General features: G+C 65.4%; 11 protein-coding genes and 1 tRNA gene. 4 read left to right on the top strand and 8 right to left on the bottom strand.

The window, feature by feature from the left end; all coding sequences use genetic code 11:
• Positions 1 to 19 precede the first annotated feature (19 nt).
• A complete protein-coding gene (rpmH, locus tag IE00_RS02980) occupies positions 20 to 154 on the bottom strand; it encodes a 50S ribosomal protein L34 (RefSeq protein ID WP_072295533.1) in 135 nt (44 codons plus the stop codon).
• A 261-nt stretch (positions 155 to 415) separates the two neighbouring features.
• Between rpmH and IE00_RS02975 the strand changes: the two genes are divergently transcribed.
• The 4 genes from IE00_RS02975 (at position 416) to IE00_RS02960 (ending at position 4123) form a co-directional block, all read left to right on the top strand.
• Entirely contained in the window at positions 416 to 1828 is a 1413-nt protein-coding gene (locus tag IE00_RS02975) for a HAMP domain-containing sensor histidine kinase (RefSeq protein ID WP_072295532.1), read from the top strand.
• 84 nt (positions 1829 to 1912) lie between these two features.
• A tRNA-Arg gene (locus IE00_RS02970) sits at positions 1913 to 1989 on the top strand.
• Between the two features lie 309 nt (positions 1990 to 2298).
• Positions 2299 to 3393 carry a GSCFA domain-containing protein gene (locus IE00_RS02965; RefSeq protein ID WP_072295531.1) on the top strand — a complete coding sequence of 365 codons (1095 nt, stop codon included), beginning with the start codon at positions 2299 to 2301 and terminating at the stop codon, positions 3391 to 3393.
• A complete protein-coding gene (locus tag IE00_RS02960; RefSeq protein ID WP_072295530.1) occupies positions 3377 to 4123 on the top strand; it encodes a hypothetical protein in 747 nt (248 codons plus the stop codon). Before IE00_RS02965 ends, IE00_RS02960 begins: the two co-directional genes overlap by 17 nt.
• A gap of 34 nt (positions 4124 to 4157) precedes the next feature.
• On the opposite strand, the gene opgC is transcribed toward IE00_RS02960, so the two are convergent.
• From opgC to IE00_RS02925, 7 genes are all read right to left on the bottom strand, one after another.
• Positions 4158 to 5297, bottom strand: coding sequence for an OpgC domain-containing protein (gene opgC, locus IE00_RS02955; protein WP_072295529.1), 1140 nt, complete (start codon positions 5295 to 5297; stop codon positions 4158 to 4160).
• Positions 5294 to 7387 carry a glucans biosynthesis glucosyltransferase MdoH gene (gene mdoH / locus IE00_RS02950; RefSeq protein WP_072295528.1) on the bottom strand — a complete coding sequence of 698 codons (2094 nt, stop codon included), beginning with the start codon at positions 7385 to 7387 and terminating at the stop codon, positions 5294 to 5296. The genes opgC and mdoH overlap by 4 nt, the downstream gene beginning before the upstream one ends.
• Positions 7363 to 8931 (bottom strand): glucan biosynthesis protein, encoded by a 1569-nt coding sequence (locus IE00_RS02945; protein ID WP_072295527.1) that lies wholly within the window; start codon positions 8929 to 8931, stop codon positions 7363 to 7365. Before IE00_RS02945 ends, mdoH begins: the two co-directional genes overlap by 25 nt.
• A 130-nt stretch (positions 8932 to 9061) precedes the next feature.
• A complete protein-coding gene (gene ptsP / locus IE00_RS02940) occupies positions 9062 to 11308 on the bottom strand; it encodes a phosphoenolpyruvate--protein phosphotransferase (protein WP_072295662.1) in 2247 nt (748 codons plus the stop codon).
• A gap of 67 nt (positions 11309 to 11375) precedes the next feature.
• Complete coding sequence (locus IE00_RS02935; protein ID WP_072295526.1) at positions 11376 to 12632, bottom strand: aspartate kinase; 1257 nt, start codon at positions 12630 to 12632, stop codon at positions 11376 to 11378.
• An 84-nt stretch (positions 12633 to 12716) separates the two neighbouring features.
• Entirely contained in the window at positions 12717 to 13124 is a 408-nt protein-coding gene (locus IE00_RS02930; RefSeq protein ID WP_072295525.1) for a DUF1178 family protein, read from the bottom strand.
• Between the two features lie 35 nt (positions 13125 to 13159).
• Positions 13160 to 14362, bottom strand: coding sequence for a 3-deoxy-D-manno-octulosonic acid transferase (locus IE00_RS02925; RefSeq protein ID WP_072295524.1), 1203 nt, complete (start codon positions 14360 to 14362; stop codon positions 13160 to 13162).
• Positions 14363 to 14617 lie beyond the last annotated feature (255 nt).

Here is a 14617-nt window from a genome sequence, read left to right as displayed (position 1 = left end):
GTGACGCTGCCGGGCGCTATCAAGCCGACAGGCTCTTGCGGCCTTTGGCGCGGCGTGCGTTCAGAATGCGACGGCCGCCTTTGGTGGCCATGCGTGCGCGAAAGCCGTGACGGCGCGCACGAACGAGGTTCGAAGGTTGGAAAGTGCGCTTCATAATCAGTCTCCGGGTCGTATCTTGCGGGTGGCATCAAGTCAGGGCAGGGTAGCAGGATACTGCCCCGCGCGACGGCGCTGGTTGTTCGAAGCCCGCTGAATAGGGGACAAGCACGCCTGCGTCAACCGGTCTTGGCAGCAAACGGCGTCATGTTCGCGCGAACGCACCAGATGGAACCATGATACGATCACATTCGTTTGATCGCCACATTCTTATTTCGTCGGCTGACAAGTTGCACCGGCACAACCATATCCGGACTCCATGCGACTGAACACGATCTCTGGCCGATTCGCCGCGTTGACGATGATGTTCGTCATCCTGGCAGAATTGTTCATCCTGTTGCCTTCATTGGCTTCTTTCAGGTTGGATTACCTGGAATCGCGGCTTGAGCGCGCTCAGATCGCAAGCCTTGCGTTGTTGGCGACGGACGAATCGCTGGCCTCGGACCTGGAGGCCGAGCTGTTGCAGAACGCCGATGTCTTCAACGTCGTGCTGCGCCGGAACGACATCCGGCAGCTGGTCCTGTCGTCGCCCATCCCCGGACCCATCGCCGCGACCTATGACCTGCGCGAGGATGGCGTGCTGCAGACCATCGACGATTCGCTGGGGACCCTGGTCACCCGGCAGAATCATGTGGTGCGGGTGATCGGCGCCCCGGTGAACCAGGCCGGCCAGCTGATCGAGATCACCATGGAGACCGCCCCCCTGCGACAGGCGATGCTGGATTACGGCCTGCGGCTGCTGGGTGTTTCGGCGGCGTTTTCCATTCTGACGGCGGTGCTGCTGTTTCTTGCGGCGCAGCGGCTGATCCTGGTGCCCATGCGCCGGGTCATCAGCCACATGTCCGACTATGCCAGTGCCCCCGAAGATGGGCGGCACATCATCATCCCCGGCGCCCGCCTGGAGGAACTGCGCGAGGCCGAGGATGCGCTGCGGTCGATGCAGCAGACAGTGACGTCCTCGCTGAAGCAGAAGGAGCGCATGGCCCAGCTGGGCCAGGCCGTCGCCAAGATCAGCCACGATCTGCGCAACATCCTGACCACCGCGCAGATCTTCGCCGACCGGCTGGAGGACAGCGCCGACCCCAAGGTGCGGCGTGCGGCGCCCAAGCTGGTGAACTCGATCACGCGGGCGGTGAACCTGTGCGAGACCACGCTGGCCTTCGGCAAGGCCGAAGAACCGGCCCCAACCCTGTCGCGCTTCAACTTGCACCAGCTGGCCTCCGAGGTGATCGAGGCCGAGGTCCTGGCCGCCGAAGCCGCGGGGCAGGTCGATTTTCTGTCCGACATTCCCGCAACGCTGACGATCCGTGCCGATCGCGACCAGCTGTACCGCGTCCTGTCGAACCTGATGCGCAATGCCCGTCAGGCGATCGAGGCCACGGGCAAGCCCGGCACGGTCGAAGTGGGCGCGGGCGAAGGGGACAGCGACTGGTGGATTCGCGTGGGCGACACGGGGCCTGGTCTGCCCGACAAGGCCAAGGAATATCTGTTCAAGCCCTTTACCGGCAGCACGCGTCGTGGCGGGACGGGCCTTGGCCTGACCATCGCGGCCGATCTGGTCCGGGGTCATGGCGGCACGCTGGAATTGTTGCGCAGCGACGGTGAAGGCAGCCAGTTCTGCATCCAGATCCCGCGCGGCGCGGCCCGATCCGAACTGCGCCGGACAGGGTAAGACAGTTTTTTGAAAAAACGACCGTTTTTTTCATTTTCATCCCTTGCACCCCCCGGACACTGAGGCTATTCACCCTCTCAAGATGCACCCGTAGCTCAGCTGGATAGAGCACCAGACTACGAATCTGGGGGTCGGGCGTTCGAATCGCTCCGGGTGCACCATTTCATTCCAAGCCTTATCCCCTCGGGGACATGTGCTGAAAAAGACGCTTGCTGCCTGATGGCGGCAGGCGTCTTTTTCGTTGGCGCGGACCGAAATGGTCATGGCCGTGCATCCGCATGGATCGAAGGACTGGTCAGGGATTGAGCAGGATCGCGGGGCTTTGCCAGCGGGCAAGAGATGCCTTGCAACCACTCGCGTAAAAATTGCACAGAACTTGAAACGATTCACCGCGCGTGGAAAGCTTTCGGCAGGATGGTTTATCAAGACGCCAGCATCAGACCACGCCAGTTCCAGACAAGGGTCACAGCATGTCCTCGGCAAATCCCTACAGCAAACTGCCCCGTCATGCCTATTGGAGGACCTCTGTCGCCCGTGCCGCGCGGTCCGGCGATGTCCTGCCCGATCTGTGGACGCCCAAGTTCCCGCTGACACGCGACGACCCGATTCTGACGACGGGTTCCTGTTTTGCCCAGCATATCAGCCGCGCGCTGGCCCAGGCCGGGTTCACGTGGCAGCAGGCCGAACGCCCGCCCTATGGCCTGAACGCGGCGACGGCCCGCGATTTCGGGTATGGCATCTTTTCCTTCCGGACCGGCAACATCTATACCACGCGCATGCTGGTCCAGCTGTTGGGCTGGGCCCTGGAACCGGACAGCCAGGACCAGGAGGTCTGGTCCGAAGATGGCGCCTTTCTGGATCCGATTCGCCCGCAGATCGAACCGGGCGGCTTTGAAACCGTCGAAGAGCTGTTCATGGCCCGCAAGGCCACCCTGCAGGCCATCCGTCGCGGCGTTCAGGACAGCAGCCTGTTCATCTTTACTCTTGGGCTGACCGAGGGCTGGATGAACAGCCGCACGGGCCTGCGCTATTCCGCCTGCCCGGGCACCATGGGCGGAACGTTCGACCCCGACCTGCATCGGTTCGAAAACCTGCACTATCCCGATATCCTGGCAGACCTGAAGAAGATCCGCGTTCAGCTGCGCAAGATGAACCCGTCGATCAAGATCCTGCTGACAGTGTCGCCGGTGCCCCTGGCCGCGACGGCCCAACCGGGCACCCATGTCCTGACGGCCACGACACAGTCCAAGTCGGTCCTGCGGGCCGCAGCCGGGCATTTCCAATCGCTGCATCCCGACGTGGATTATTTCCCGTCTTATGAAATCGTCAGCAGCCCCGGTCTGGACCGGCAGATGTTCGAGGATGACCGCCGTTCGGTGACGCCCGATGGCGTGGATTACGTGATGCGCCATTTCCTGCAGGGGCTGGGGATCAGGGATGCCGGGGCCGACCTGCCCGCCGCGCCGAACAGCGCGATCGCCGAGGCGGTCGCCAGGGCCGCCGCGGACCATGACATCATCTGCGAGGAAATCGCCTTGGACCGCTTCAATGAAGACCGTGATTGACGCCGCATTGGTGGGTGATTCCCACGCCTCGGTCATGATCAAAAGCGGCGAGGCCGCCGGTCTGGAATTCAAGCGCGCCATCGCTGCCGCATCGCCCAATTTCGTTGGCGCGGAGTTCGTGACGGGCCAGGATGGCAGGGTCGACTTTCAGCTGTCGCAGCTGCGCCGGGATGACGGGTTTTACGGGGCCGACCGGACCGAACGCTTTGCGCGAAAGGCCGCCAAGCTGAACGTCCTGTTCCGGCAGGCCTTTGCGCTGAAGCTGCCGATCTATGCCAATGTCGGCATGACGGCGATCCATTTCGTCCGGGATATCATGACCGCGGCCCAGGCCAATGGGCAGGACGGAACGCTGATTTCGGCCAAGATCGCGCGGGCCACCGCCGAGGATTACATCGCGGATTATCTGCGGTTCTATCAGACGCTGGTCCGCATGGCGCCCAGTGTCACCTGCGTTTTCGGGCCGACCCGGTTCCTGCCTGAAAACCGCCATATCTGGATGGCGTATGACGGGGTGATCAGCGAACGACTGACCGGCATGGGCATCCGCATCCTGGACCTGCGGGGCCGTTTCGGGGACGACCGGATGCTGCTGGACCCGCGCTATTACAAAAGCCCGAACGATGATCTGGTCCATGCAAACGATCAGTGGGGGCTGGAGATGATCGAGGCGATCCGTCAGGACATGACCGAGGCCGCGTCATGCGCGGCCCCGGCCCGCAAGGCCTGAAGACAGGGCTGCTGCACAGCGAACGGCGGCCCTGTCAGGCAGCAGCGCCGATGCTGCGCCGCGTCTTGCGGGCGCGCTGCCACGGTGCGCCATATTCCAGCCAGATGATCGAGGCCCACCAAAGAGCCACGCAGGCCCAGATGTCGATGGCCAGTCTCAGCAGGGCGGATTTTCCCTCGGGGTTCATCTGGAACGCGTCGCCTGCGACCGACAGCAGGACGCAGACAACAAAGGACCAAAGCCCGCCGCGCCCGATCTGCTGGAAGGCGACGCCGAGCTTGCTGGCCGAAAACCATTCCATCGGCCGGGCAAAGGGCACTGCGACCAGCCAGGCCGCCGCGACGATGGCCAGATAGCGGGTGCCGTCCAGGTTCCACTTGTCGACCTCGCCATAGAGCGTCTTCATCGCGGCGCGCAGGGCCAGGGCCGGTTCGCCGATCCGGGCGGCGATGACGATGGTGCAGCCAAAGACGAACATGCCAAGCGCGATCACGGTCAGGGGATGGCGATAAGGGTGCAGACGCGCCATCAGGGTCTGGCGGAACAGGCCCATTGCCGTGCCGGTAAAGAACAGCATCTGCCAGCCGAAGGGGTTGAACAGGAACCCGTTCCTGCTGCCGAAGGTGGGGATCAGGGCATTCAGCTGGGGGGCGAACCACCACAGCAGGACCGATCCCACCGCCACCAGCAGCGGCCAGCGCATCATCAGCGGCACCACCGCGATCGATGAGGCGATCAACACCACATAGACCGCCAGGACGTCGATGATGTTGGGCTGCAGCCACATCGATCCCACGCCCGCAATATAGAACAGCGGGTTTTCGACAATCCACAGGGCGTATTGGTTCCAGATCGCGGTATGCGGCCGCCCCGACGCCCAAAGCAGCGCCGAAAGCCCTGCCATGACCAAGGCGCCAAGGATCATGGCACGCCAGACCTCGAAGCTGCGGCGGGCAAAGCGGCGCTGGGCGTTGCCCCGCCCTTCCTTGGCCTCGACGCTGCGCCAGACCATGCCGACCAAAAAACCTGACAGCAGGACGAACAGTTCGGAGGCATCGAAGATCGAGAAATTGGGCAGGGTGACGGACCGCATGACCGAAAGCGGCATGTGGTTCACCATGATGCTGACAAGGGCATAACCCCGCAGCATATCAAGCGTGATCAGGCGTTTCATGCGGGTAGGCTGCTCCAACGGGTCAGCAGGGCCGGATCCAGGACCATGGCATCCGTTTCGCTGCGGTCCATGTCGTCCAACGCCTGACTGCGTGTCGCCGCATGGGCGATCTTGGCCTCGGCGGTGATGCGGGCCAGGCGCAGGCTGCGCGGCTGGTCCTCGGGCAGGGGCGACAGCATGGCGATGTGGTTGTCCAGGGCCTGCCTGTCCGTCGAAAGGCGCCGCAGGCTGTCGCGGCCGCTGACGGCCAGGGGCAGGCGGCGGGTGATGGCCACGGCCTCGGTCAGGATGGCGGGGGGATTGCGTTCCTCGGGGGTCAGCAGCAGGCCGCGCATCCGTGCCCAACGGCCGAACAGCGGGCTGGCCGACAGGCGCGAGGTCAGCGGCGACAGGATCAGGCCCGCCAGGATCGGCGACAGCCAGATCAGCTGTTCCGGAGAGAAGGTCGCCAGAACCACCAGCGTGCCCAGCCCCAGGGCGACATGCGCCCAGTGATGGCGCAGCACCACGCCCCAGCCGGGCATGTGGCCGGCGCGGACCTGCGCGTCCCACCCGCTGTCACGGCCGCTGAGGATCTCGAAGATCTGGCGGGTCTGGACCAGCATCTGCACGGGCGCGATCAGCGCCGACAGGATGGTTTCGAACAGCGCGCTGGCCAGAACGCGTTTGCGCCCACCCGCCTGTTTCGCCAGGGGGCGCGAAAACGCCCGGAAGGTCGCGATGAACTTGGGCAGCAGCAGCAGAGTCATGGCGGCGACGAACAGCCACAGCATGCGCTGGCTGTCGAAGACCGGCCATTCGGGGAACAGCTGATAGGAGTTCGGGAAATATTCCGGCGTCGACAGCAGCACCGTGGCCGACAGGACCAGCCCGACCAGGATCAGGGCCAGCCACAGGGGGCTCATCAGGAAGCCCATGATGCCGATGAAGAAATGCGCCCGGCTGATGCCGCGCAGGCCGCGCATGCCGAACAGGCGGCTGTGCTGCAGGTTGCCCTGCGCCCAACGGCGTTCGCGTGCCGCCATGTCCAGCAGGGTCGGGGGGCATCCTTCGAAACTGCCGCGCAGGTCGTGGTCCAGCCGCACCTTCCAGCCCGCCCGGCACAGCGCCGCGGCCTCGACGAAGTCATGCGACAGGATGGTGCCACCAAAGGGGGGCTTGCCGGACAGGCGGGGCAGGCCGCAGGCCTGGGTGAAGGCCTTGATGCGGATCATCGCGTTATGGCCCCAGTAATTGCCGGTATCGCCCGACCAGGCGGACACCCCGCGCGCGATCATCGGACCATAGACGCGGCCCGCGAACTGGGTCAGGCGGGCGAAGATGGTCTCGCCCCCGACCAGCATCGGCATGGTCTGGATCAGCCCGATGCGGGGATCGGCGTTCATGCGGGCCGACAATTCGCGCACCGTCGCGCCCGAGATGACGCTGTCGGCGTCCAGCACCACCATCTGGTCATAGCGTCCGCCCCAGTTGCGCACGAATTCCGCGACATTGCCGGATTTGCGGTCCTCGTTCGACAGGCGGCGGCGATACCAGATCGGCAGGGGCGATATCTGGCGCGCCTGATGGACGACCAGGGTTTCGTTCACCGCGATCTCGGGGTCGCGGGTGTCGGACAGGATGAAGATCTCGGTGCGACCGGCCATGCCCTCGGCCTGCAACTGGTTGGCCAGCGCCACCAGCAGGCCGGTGCTGACGGCGACGTCTTCGTGATAGATGGGCATGACGACGACCACGCGGGCGTCGTTCGGACCCTCCGGCGTCGTCAGGTTGGGCGCGAACAGCCCCGCCAGCACGCCGCAGAAGGAAAACCCGACCCAGGCGAAGGTGGGCGTGAACAGCACCAGCAGCGCGATCTGCATGACCGTCGGGTCATCGCCAAAGGCCGTCAGCATCTGGGTAAAGCCGATGATCGCGATGACCAGGGCGCCCCCGAAGGTCAACAGGCGCGCCATCCAGGTGCGCAGGTCGTTCATCTGGCGCGCAGGCCCGCCCTTGGGCATGGCCGCGAAATCCTGCACGGGCATCGGCAGGGGGGCAAGGGGCGGGACGCTGCGGGTCATGTTCAGGCCGTCCAACGGGTCAACCATTTCTCGCTGAGGGCGACGCCCTCCTCGTTGGTCAGTTGCGCCTGCAATTCGGCCACCTGTTCGCGGCCGGGTTCGAATTCGAAGGCAAGGCGCAGGGCGTTCTGGTCGGGCAGGGGCTTCAGATAGGCATGCACGATCCGCCCGGCCGAGGCCTGGACCTGGAACTGCGGTAGGGTTTCGCGGAACAGGCCCAGATCGAAATCGATGACGAAGCTGCGCGTGGTCTCGACGTTGATCGACCGGCCCGACCGGACCTGGCGCACCTTGGCCAAGGGCAGGTCGCTGGGCGGCAGCGCCGCAAAGGACAGGCGATAACGGTATTCGTGCCGCTGTCCGCGTGCCAAGGGTTCCTTGGGCGCCCAGAAGCTGACGATATTGTCGTTGAATTCGTTTTCCACCGGGATCTCGACCAGGCGCACCTCGCCTTCGCCCCAGTCGCCTTCGGGCTGGATCCAGGCCGAGGGGCGGAGGTGATACATCGCCTCGGCGTCCTGATAGCTTTCGAAATCGCGAGCGCGCTGCACTAGGCCAAAACCCTTGGGGTCCTTGTCGACAAAGCCCGAAATCTGCAGCGTGCGCGGCGACATCAGGCCGCGCCACAGCGACTGGTCGGCCCCGGTCTGCATCTGCAACCCGTCGCTGTCATGGCAGGCCGGGCGGTAATCGTCGACCGAACGGCGGCTGGCCGGGCTGAACCAGAACATCGAGGTCAGCGGCGCGATGCCGGTCTCGCGCAGATCGACCCGCGGGAACAGCGCCATGCGCGTGCGCACCATCGTCACGGCGCCCGGCGTCACGTCGAACTGGAAGGCGGCGGTGGCAGATTTGCTGTCCAGCAGGGCATGGATGCGCACGGTGTCTGAATGTTCTTCGGGTTCGTGGATCCAGAAATCCGTGAACAGCGGGAATTCCTCGCCATCGGGGCTGCCGGTCTTGATGGCCAGGCCGCGCGCCGACAGGCCGTAAAGCGTGTTGCGCGCCACGGCCCTGAAATAGCTGGCGCCCTGGAAGACCAGGAATTCGTCCATCACGCCGGGGCGGTTCAGGAAGGTGCGGACCCGAAAGCCGGACCAGCCCATGTCGCCGACCGTTTCCAGGTCGGGGCCGTCGGGAAACTGCGCGGGATCGAATTCCAGCATCGAGGGATCGAAGGGAATCGCCTGGGGCATGCCCGCCCGCACCAGGCTGATATTGACGGGTTCGTAAAAGATCATCCCCGGCGACAGCAGGTCGATCCCGAAGCGGTCGCTGCCGGCCCAGGGGTCGCGGTCGCGCCGGAAGCGGATGCCCCGGTACTTGTCGTAATTCAGGTCCGCGAAACTGCCCACCAGCTGCGAGATGGGCTGTTCATAGACCCGCGTAGCGCGATCCTCGGCCAGCTTGGCCACGGTTTCAAAGCCGAAGGCCTCGGGCTTGGCGGGGCCGAAGGCCTGGCTGCCCTGTTCGGGGTCGCCCTGGGGATCCTGTGCCTGGGCAGGGACCGCCATCAGCGACCCGCCGGCAGCCATCGCGGTGGCAGCATTCAGAAATTGACGACGCTTCATATCGGGGGATATCTCAAGAAAACCGTGTGATCATAGGACGCAAGCGCGGTTGCGGCAAGCATGGGCAAATCCGGCATGACGTATCGGCCGATACACGCCGTGACGGCAACCCGCAAAACTGCGGTTTGGTTCACTGTTTTGCCAGCCAGGCCGTGACCGGACCGCGAACGCTGTTCAATCCTTGGGCTTCTGCCTCGGCAATGACCTGTTGCAGTTCGGTGATGGAAACGCGGCGGATCAGGTGCTTGACCGGCCCGATCGAGGCGGGGCGCATCGACAGCCGCCGGATGCCCAGGGCGGCAAAGGTCAGCGCCTCGATCGGCCGGCCCGCATCCTCGCCGCAGAACGAGACCGGCACGCGGGCATCCTCGCATCGCGCGATGATCTGGCGCAGCAGTGCCAGGAAGGACACGTTCAACGTGTCATAGCGCCGCCGCACGCGTTCGTTTTCCCGGTCCGCCGCAAAGAAGAACTGTTTCAGGTCGTTGCCGCCAATGGACACGAAATCGCACATCTCGAAGAAGCGCTTGGGCGCAAAGGCCAGCGACGGCGTTTCCAGCATCGCGCCGACACGCACGTCGGTCGGCATCTGGTGGCCAAGGCGCTGCTCGCGGGCCAGTTCCTGCATCAGGATGCGGTGCGCGGCCTCGTATTCGGTGATGTCGGCCACAAAGGGGAACATCACGTGCAGGGGCCGCCCGACGGATGCCCGGATCAGCGCCTGCAGCTGCATCCGCAGGACGCCGCGCTTGTCCAGGCCCACGCGGATCGCTCGCCAGCCCATCGCGGGGTTCGGTTCGTCCTGCGGCTTCATATAGGGCAGCACCTTGTCCGATCCGATGTCCAGCGTGCGGAACATGATGGGCTTGCCATGGGCGTTGTCCATGACGCGGCCGTAAAGGCCCGCCAGTTCGGCCCGGCGCGGGACATGGTTGCGGATCAGGAACTGCAATTCGGTGCGGAACAGGCCCACGCCCTCGGCCCCCGACCCGTCCAGCGAGGGCAGGTCGGCCATCAGCCCGGCATTCATGTAAAGCTGGACCGTGGTGCCGCAGGTGCCGGTGGCGGGCAGGTTGCGCAGGCTGGCATAGCGGTCCTGTGCCTCGGCCTGCATGGCGATCTTGTCCTGGAAGGCCCTGGCGACGCTTTCCTCGGGGCGCAGGTGGACGATGCCCTGATCGCCGTCGATCAGGATCGGGTCGCCGTTCAGCGCCTCGGTGGTGATGCGGGTGGCGTGGATGACCAGCGGAATGGCCAGCGCGCGGGCCACGATGGCGGCGTGGCTGCCGACGGAGCCTTCCTCCAGCACGACGCCCTTCAGGCGGCGACCGTATTCCAGCAGTTCGGCGGGCCCGATGTTGCGGGCGACCAGGATCGGGTTGTCCGGCATTTCGGCACCCGTGTCGCTGCCTTGGCCGGTCAGGATGCGCAGCAGCCGGTTCGACAGGTCGTCCAGATCGTGCAGTCGGTCGCGCAGATAGGGATCGGCCGCCATTTCCAGACGCGCGCGGGCCGAGGATTGTTCCTTTTCGACGGCGGCTTCGGCAGAAAGGCCAAGGCGGATATCCTCGGCCATGCGCTTCAGCCAGCTGCGCGAATGGGCGAACATGCGATAGGTTTCCAGAACGGCGGCATGTTCGCCATCGCCGTCCATATCCGCGGCGGCGACCATCGAATCGACGCGGCTGCGCAGCTTGTCCACGCCTTCATGCAGGCGGGCCAGTTCCGTTTCCGGATCGTCGCCCACGGGGTTCGCGATGACAACGCGCGGTTCGTGCAGCCAGACGCGCCCTTCGGCCGCGCCCTCCTGGCCTGTGGCGCCCCGGACCATCAGCGGAAAGCGGTGGGCCAGCGGCATGCTGTCTGCATTGCTGCCCTGAAAGGCGCCCAGCTCGGTCATCTCGGCCAGGACCATGGCCACGACCTCGAGGCCATAGACCTCGTCATCGGTGAACTGGCGGGCGGTGGAGCATTGCACGACCAGCACCCCCAGCCGTTCGCCCACGCGCTGGATCGGCACGCCGAGGAAGGCCGGAAAGACCTCCTCGCCGGTTTCGGGCATGAAGCGGAAGCCGGGTTCGGATGGCGCGTCGGCGGTGTTGACGTGGCGTCCGGTGCGGGCGACGCGGCCCACCAGGCCCTCGCCAAGGCGCAGGCGCGTCTGGTGGACGGCCTCGGGGCGCAGGCCTTCGGTGGCACAAAGTTCCAGCGTGTTGGCGTCGCGGAACAGATAGATGGAGCAGACCTGAGTACCCATCGAATCGGCGATGTGATGGGTGATCTGATCCAGCCGGTCCTGCCCGCCACCGGCCGCGGCAAGGATTTCCTTCAGCCGCCGCAGCAGCTTGCGCGAGTCGCTGTCCGTGCGATCCTGCATCGCATGTCCGCCTTGTGCCTTGCGCATCAGCCCCGCCCGAACGGGCGAGGCCCCTGTCGAACGGGCCTTATGCCTGTTCCAATCCAAAGGCATCATGCAGTGCCTGCACGGCCAGTTCCATATATTTGCGGTCGATCAGCACCGAAATCTTGATCTCGCTGGTGGCGATGACCTTGATGTTGACGTTGTCGTCGGCCAAGGCCTTGAACATGCGCGCGGCCACGCCCGTGTGGCTGCGCATGCCGATGCCGACGACGCTGACCTTGGCGACCTCGGTGTCGATGTTCAGGTCGTCATAGCTGATGGTGCCGGCGGCGCGCGCCTCTTCCATGGCCTTCTTGGCGCGTTCCACCTGGTTGATCGGCACCGAGAAGGTCATGTCGGTCACCGAACCGGGGTGATCCTCGTAATCCTTCTCGGAGATGTTCTGCACGATCATGTCCACGTTCACGCCCGCATCGGCCAGGGGCGCGAAGATCGCCGCCGAGATGCCGGGGCGGTCCTCGACCGTCACGAGGGTGATCTTGGCTTCGTCGCGCGACGAGGCGATGCCATTAACGACTTTCGATTCCATGATTTCATCCTCATCGCAGATCAGCGTGCCCGAATTGTCGTCCGTATCCTCGAACGAGGACAGGACGCGCAGCCGGACCTTGTAACGCATGGCCAGTTCGACCGAACGGGTCTGCAGCACCTTGGCGCCAAGGCTTGCCAGCTCCAGCATCTCCTCGAAGGCGATGCGGTCCAGCTTGCGTGCCTTGGACGTGATGCGCGGGTCGGTGGTATAGACGCCGTCCACGTCGGTATAGATGTCGCAGCGTTCGGCCCCGAAGGCCGCGGCAAAGGCCACCGCGGTCGTGTCGCTGCCGCCACGGCCAAGCGTGGTGATGCGTCCGTCGGGCGCCAGGCCCTGGAAACCGGCGACCACGGCCACCTTGAAGCCTTCGGCGAATTTCTGGTCCAGGTTGGCGCGGGGAATGTCCACGAAGCGGGCGGCGGAATGCGCGGCGGTGGTGTTGATCGGCACCTGCCAGCCCTGCCAGCTGCGGGCGGGGACGCCCAGTTCCTGCAGGGTCAGGGCCATCAGCCCTGCAGTCACGTTCTCGCCCGAACTGACGATGGCGTCGTATTCGCGCGCATCGAACAGCGGAGAGGTCTGTTCGACCCAGCCCACCAGTTCGTTGGTCTTGCCCGACATCGCGCTGACGATGACAATGACGTCATAGCCACGCTCGACCTCGCGCTGCACCTTAAGGGCGGCGTTCTTGATCCGGTCCAGATCGGCCACAGACGTGCCGCCGAATTTCATCACCAGAAGCGGCATATTCGGGCCCCCAGCCAAAGGTTGTTTGTCGGCGGGGCTTGTATGGGTGGAAAGGCGAAAGGGCAAGGCCCTGTTCGCGCAAGATCAGTTCGCCTTCTGCCGTGGAAGGAAGGGCAGCGGGGCGATCGGGACGCCGTCCTCGATCAGCTTGCGGGCCTCCTCGATGCGGGCCTCTCCGTGGATGGCGCGCTCGGGGCGGCTGCCCTGATGCATGGCGCGCGCTTCGGCGACGAAATTGCTGCCGACATAGTCCGAGGTCTTCTCGACATGCTGGCGCAGCTTGTCCAACGCGGTTTCGGCGGGGGATTTCGGCGTGGTGATCGGGCGCGGTTCGGACACGGCCGGTGCCATCAGCGCCTTTTGCACCTGGGTCGATCCGCAGGTTCCGCAAGACACCTGGCCTGCCGCGCGCATGGCGTCATAGCCGTCCGAGGACCGGAACCAGCTGTCGAAATCATGTCCATTGGCGCAGCGCAGGGCATAGCGGATCATCGCAGAAATCCTTCCGTCATCCCGTCTATATCGGGTCAGGCGGGTCGCTGTGCAAGTTCGTCCAGCCGCGACACCAGCGCAGCGGGATCGCCCGCGCGCGCGATCAGCAACTGTCGCGCGGCGTGGCCCATGCGCCTTGCCAGGTCGGCATCGGCGGCAAGGCGCAGGATATGGGGCGCCATGTCGTCGGCCGTGACCGGCAGCGCGCCGCCGGCCCCCTGAAGGGCCGCGAAGGCCTCGGCGAAATTGGCGGTATGCGGCCCGTGCAGCAGCGCGCAGGCCCGTGCCGCCGGTTCCCAGGGCGTGTGCCCCCCATGGTCGCGGAACGATCCGCCGATGATGCAGATGCCGGCGGCGGCATACCAGCGCGGCATCTCGCCCAGGGTATCGGCCAGCAGGACGCCCCCGGCGGGGGGCAGGTCGGCCCCGGCGCTGCGGCGTGACACCGCCATCCCGCGCGCGGCGATCAATGCCGCGATGGCGTCGCCACGGCCCGGATGGCGCGGGGCCAGGATCAGGCGCAGCCGGGGGCGTTCGGCGCGGGCCGTCAGGAAGGCATCCAGGATGGGCGCATCCTCGCCCTCATGAGTCGAGGCCGCCAGCAGCGTCGTGTCGCGCAAGGGGTCGTCGGGCGGCGCGGGCACCGATGCCGGGTCCAGCAGTTTCAGGTCCAGCCGGGGCAACAGCGTCGAACTGGGCAGCCCAAGCGTCAGCAGGCGGGCCTCGCTGGCCTGGTCCTGGGCCGACAGTGCCGCGATTCGGCCCAGCATGGGGCGGATGATGCGCGGGAATCGCCCCCAGGTTCCGGCCGACCGTTCCGACAGCCGCGCCCCGATCAGCGCCTGCGCCACGCCGCGTTCGGCCAGCAGGCGCGACCGTAGCGGCCAGAACTCGGCCTCGATGCTGACGGCCAGGCGGGGGCGGCAGGCGCCCAGGAAACGGTCCAGCGATCCGGGCAGGTCCAGGGGGGCCAGCATCGCGGGCAGACCCCAGCCCGCCGCAAGGTCGCGCCCCGTTTCGCTGTTTGCGGTGATCTGCACGGAATGGCGCTGCGCCAGAAGGTGGATCACCTGCCGTGCCGATGTCAGTTCGCCCACCGAGGCGCCATGCACCCAGATCGTGGCGGGATCGGGTCGCGGGCCGGAAACCAGCCTCTCGCGAAGGGTGGCCGGCCCGCCCAGACCCGCGCGCAACCGCAGCGCGGCTTCTGCGATGCGGGTCGTTGCGGCATATATCATGGGAAAGTCACCCTCGCGTCGGGTCGAAGTGGAGGTGGGTACCGGAATCGAACCGGTCTTCACGGATTTGCAATCCAACTCTGATCGCAAGTACATCAAGCGCTTGGGAGTGAAAAGGTATCAGGACATATACGGTACGAACGATGAACCTGATACCTGCTTTCGACACCTGGATTTAGGGTGATTCGCAAGCTCGCAATCCGCGCCTTCAAAGGAGCGGGGCTCCTTCGCAATTGCAGATAATCTGTATGGAAA

The organism is Paracoccus sp. SM22M-07 (assembly GCF_001887735.1).
Taxonomy (GTDB): Bacteria; Pseudomonadota; Alphaproteobacteria; order Rhodobacterales; family Rhodobacteraceae; genus Paracoccus.
Note: the sequence above shows the minus strand (reverse complement) of the source record. Positions and strands in the feature narration are given on the sequence as shown.

Coding starts and splice junctions, on each gene's coding strand:
- IE00_RS02930 (WP_072295525.1), bottom strand. CDS start 13,124: ATGATCCGCTATGCCCTGCGCTGCGCCAATGGACATGATTTCGACAGC.
- ptsP (WP_072295662.1), bottom strand. CDS start 11,308: ATGCAGGATCGCACGGACAGCGACTCGCGCAAGCTGCTGCGGCGGCTG.
- IE00_RS02965 (WP_072295531.1), top strand. CDS start 2,299: ATGTCCTCGGCAAATCCCTACAGCAAACTGCCCCGTCATGCCTATTGG.
- mdoH (WP_072295528.1), bottom strand. CDS start 7,387: ATGGTTGACCCGTTGGACGGCCTGAACATGACCCGCAGCGTCCCGCCC.
- IE00_RS02975 (WP_072295532.1), top strand. CDS start 416: ATGCGACTGAACACGATCTCTGGCCGATTCGCCGCGTTGACGATGATG.
- opgC (WP_072295529.1), bottom strand. CDS start 5,297: ATGAAACGCCTGATCACGCTTGATATGCTGCGGGGTTATGCCCTTGTC.
- IE00_RS02925 (WP_072295524.1), bottom strand. CDS start 14,362: ATGATATATGCCGCAACGACCCGCATCGCAGAAGCCGCGCTGCGGTTG.
- rpmH (WP_072295533.1), bottom strand. CDS start 154: ATGAAGCGCACTTTCCAACCTTCGAACCTCGTTCGTGCGCGCCGTCAC.
- IE00_RS02960 (WP_072295530.1), top strand. CDS start 3,377: ATGAAGACCGTGATTGACGCCGCATTGGTGGGTGATTCCCACGCCTCG.
- IE00_RS02945 (WP_072295527.1), bottom strand. CDS start 8,931: ATGAAGCGTCGTCAATTTCTGAATGCTGCCACCGCGATGGCTGCCGGC.
- IE00_RS02935 (WP_072295526.1), bottom strand. CDS start 12,632: ATGCCGCTTCTGGTGATGAAATTCGGCGGCACGTCTGTGGCCGATCTG.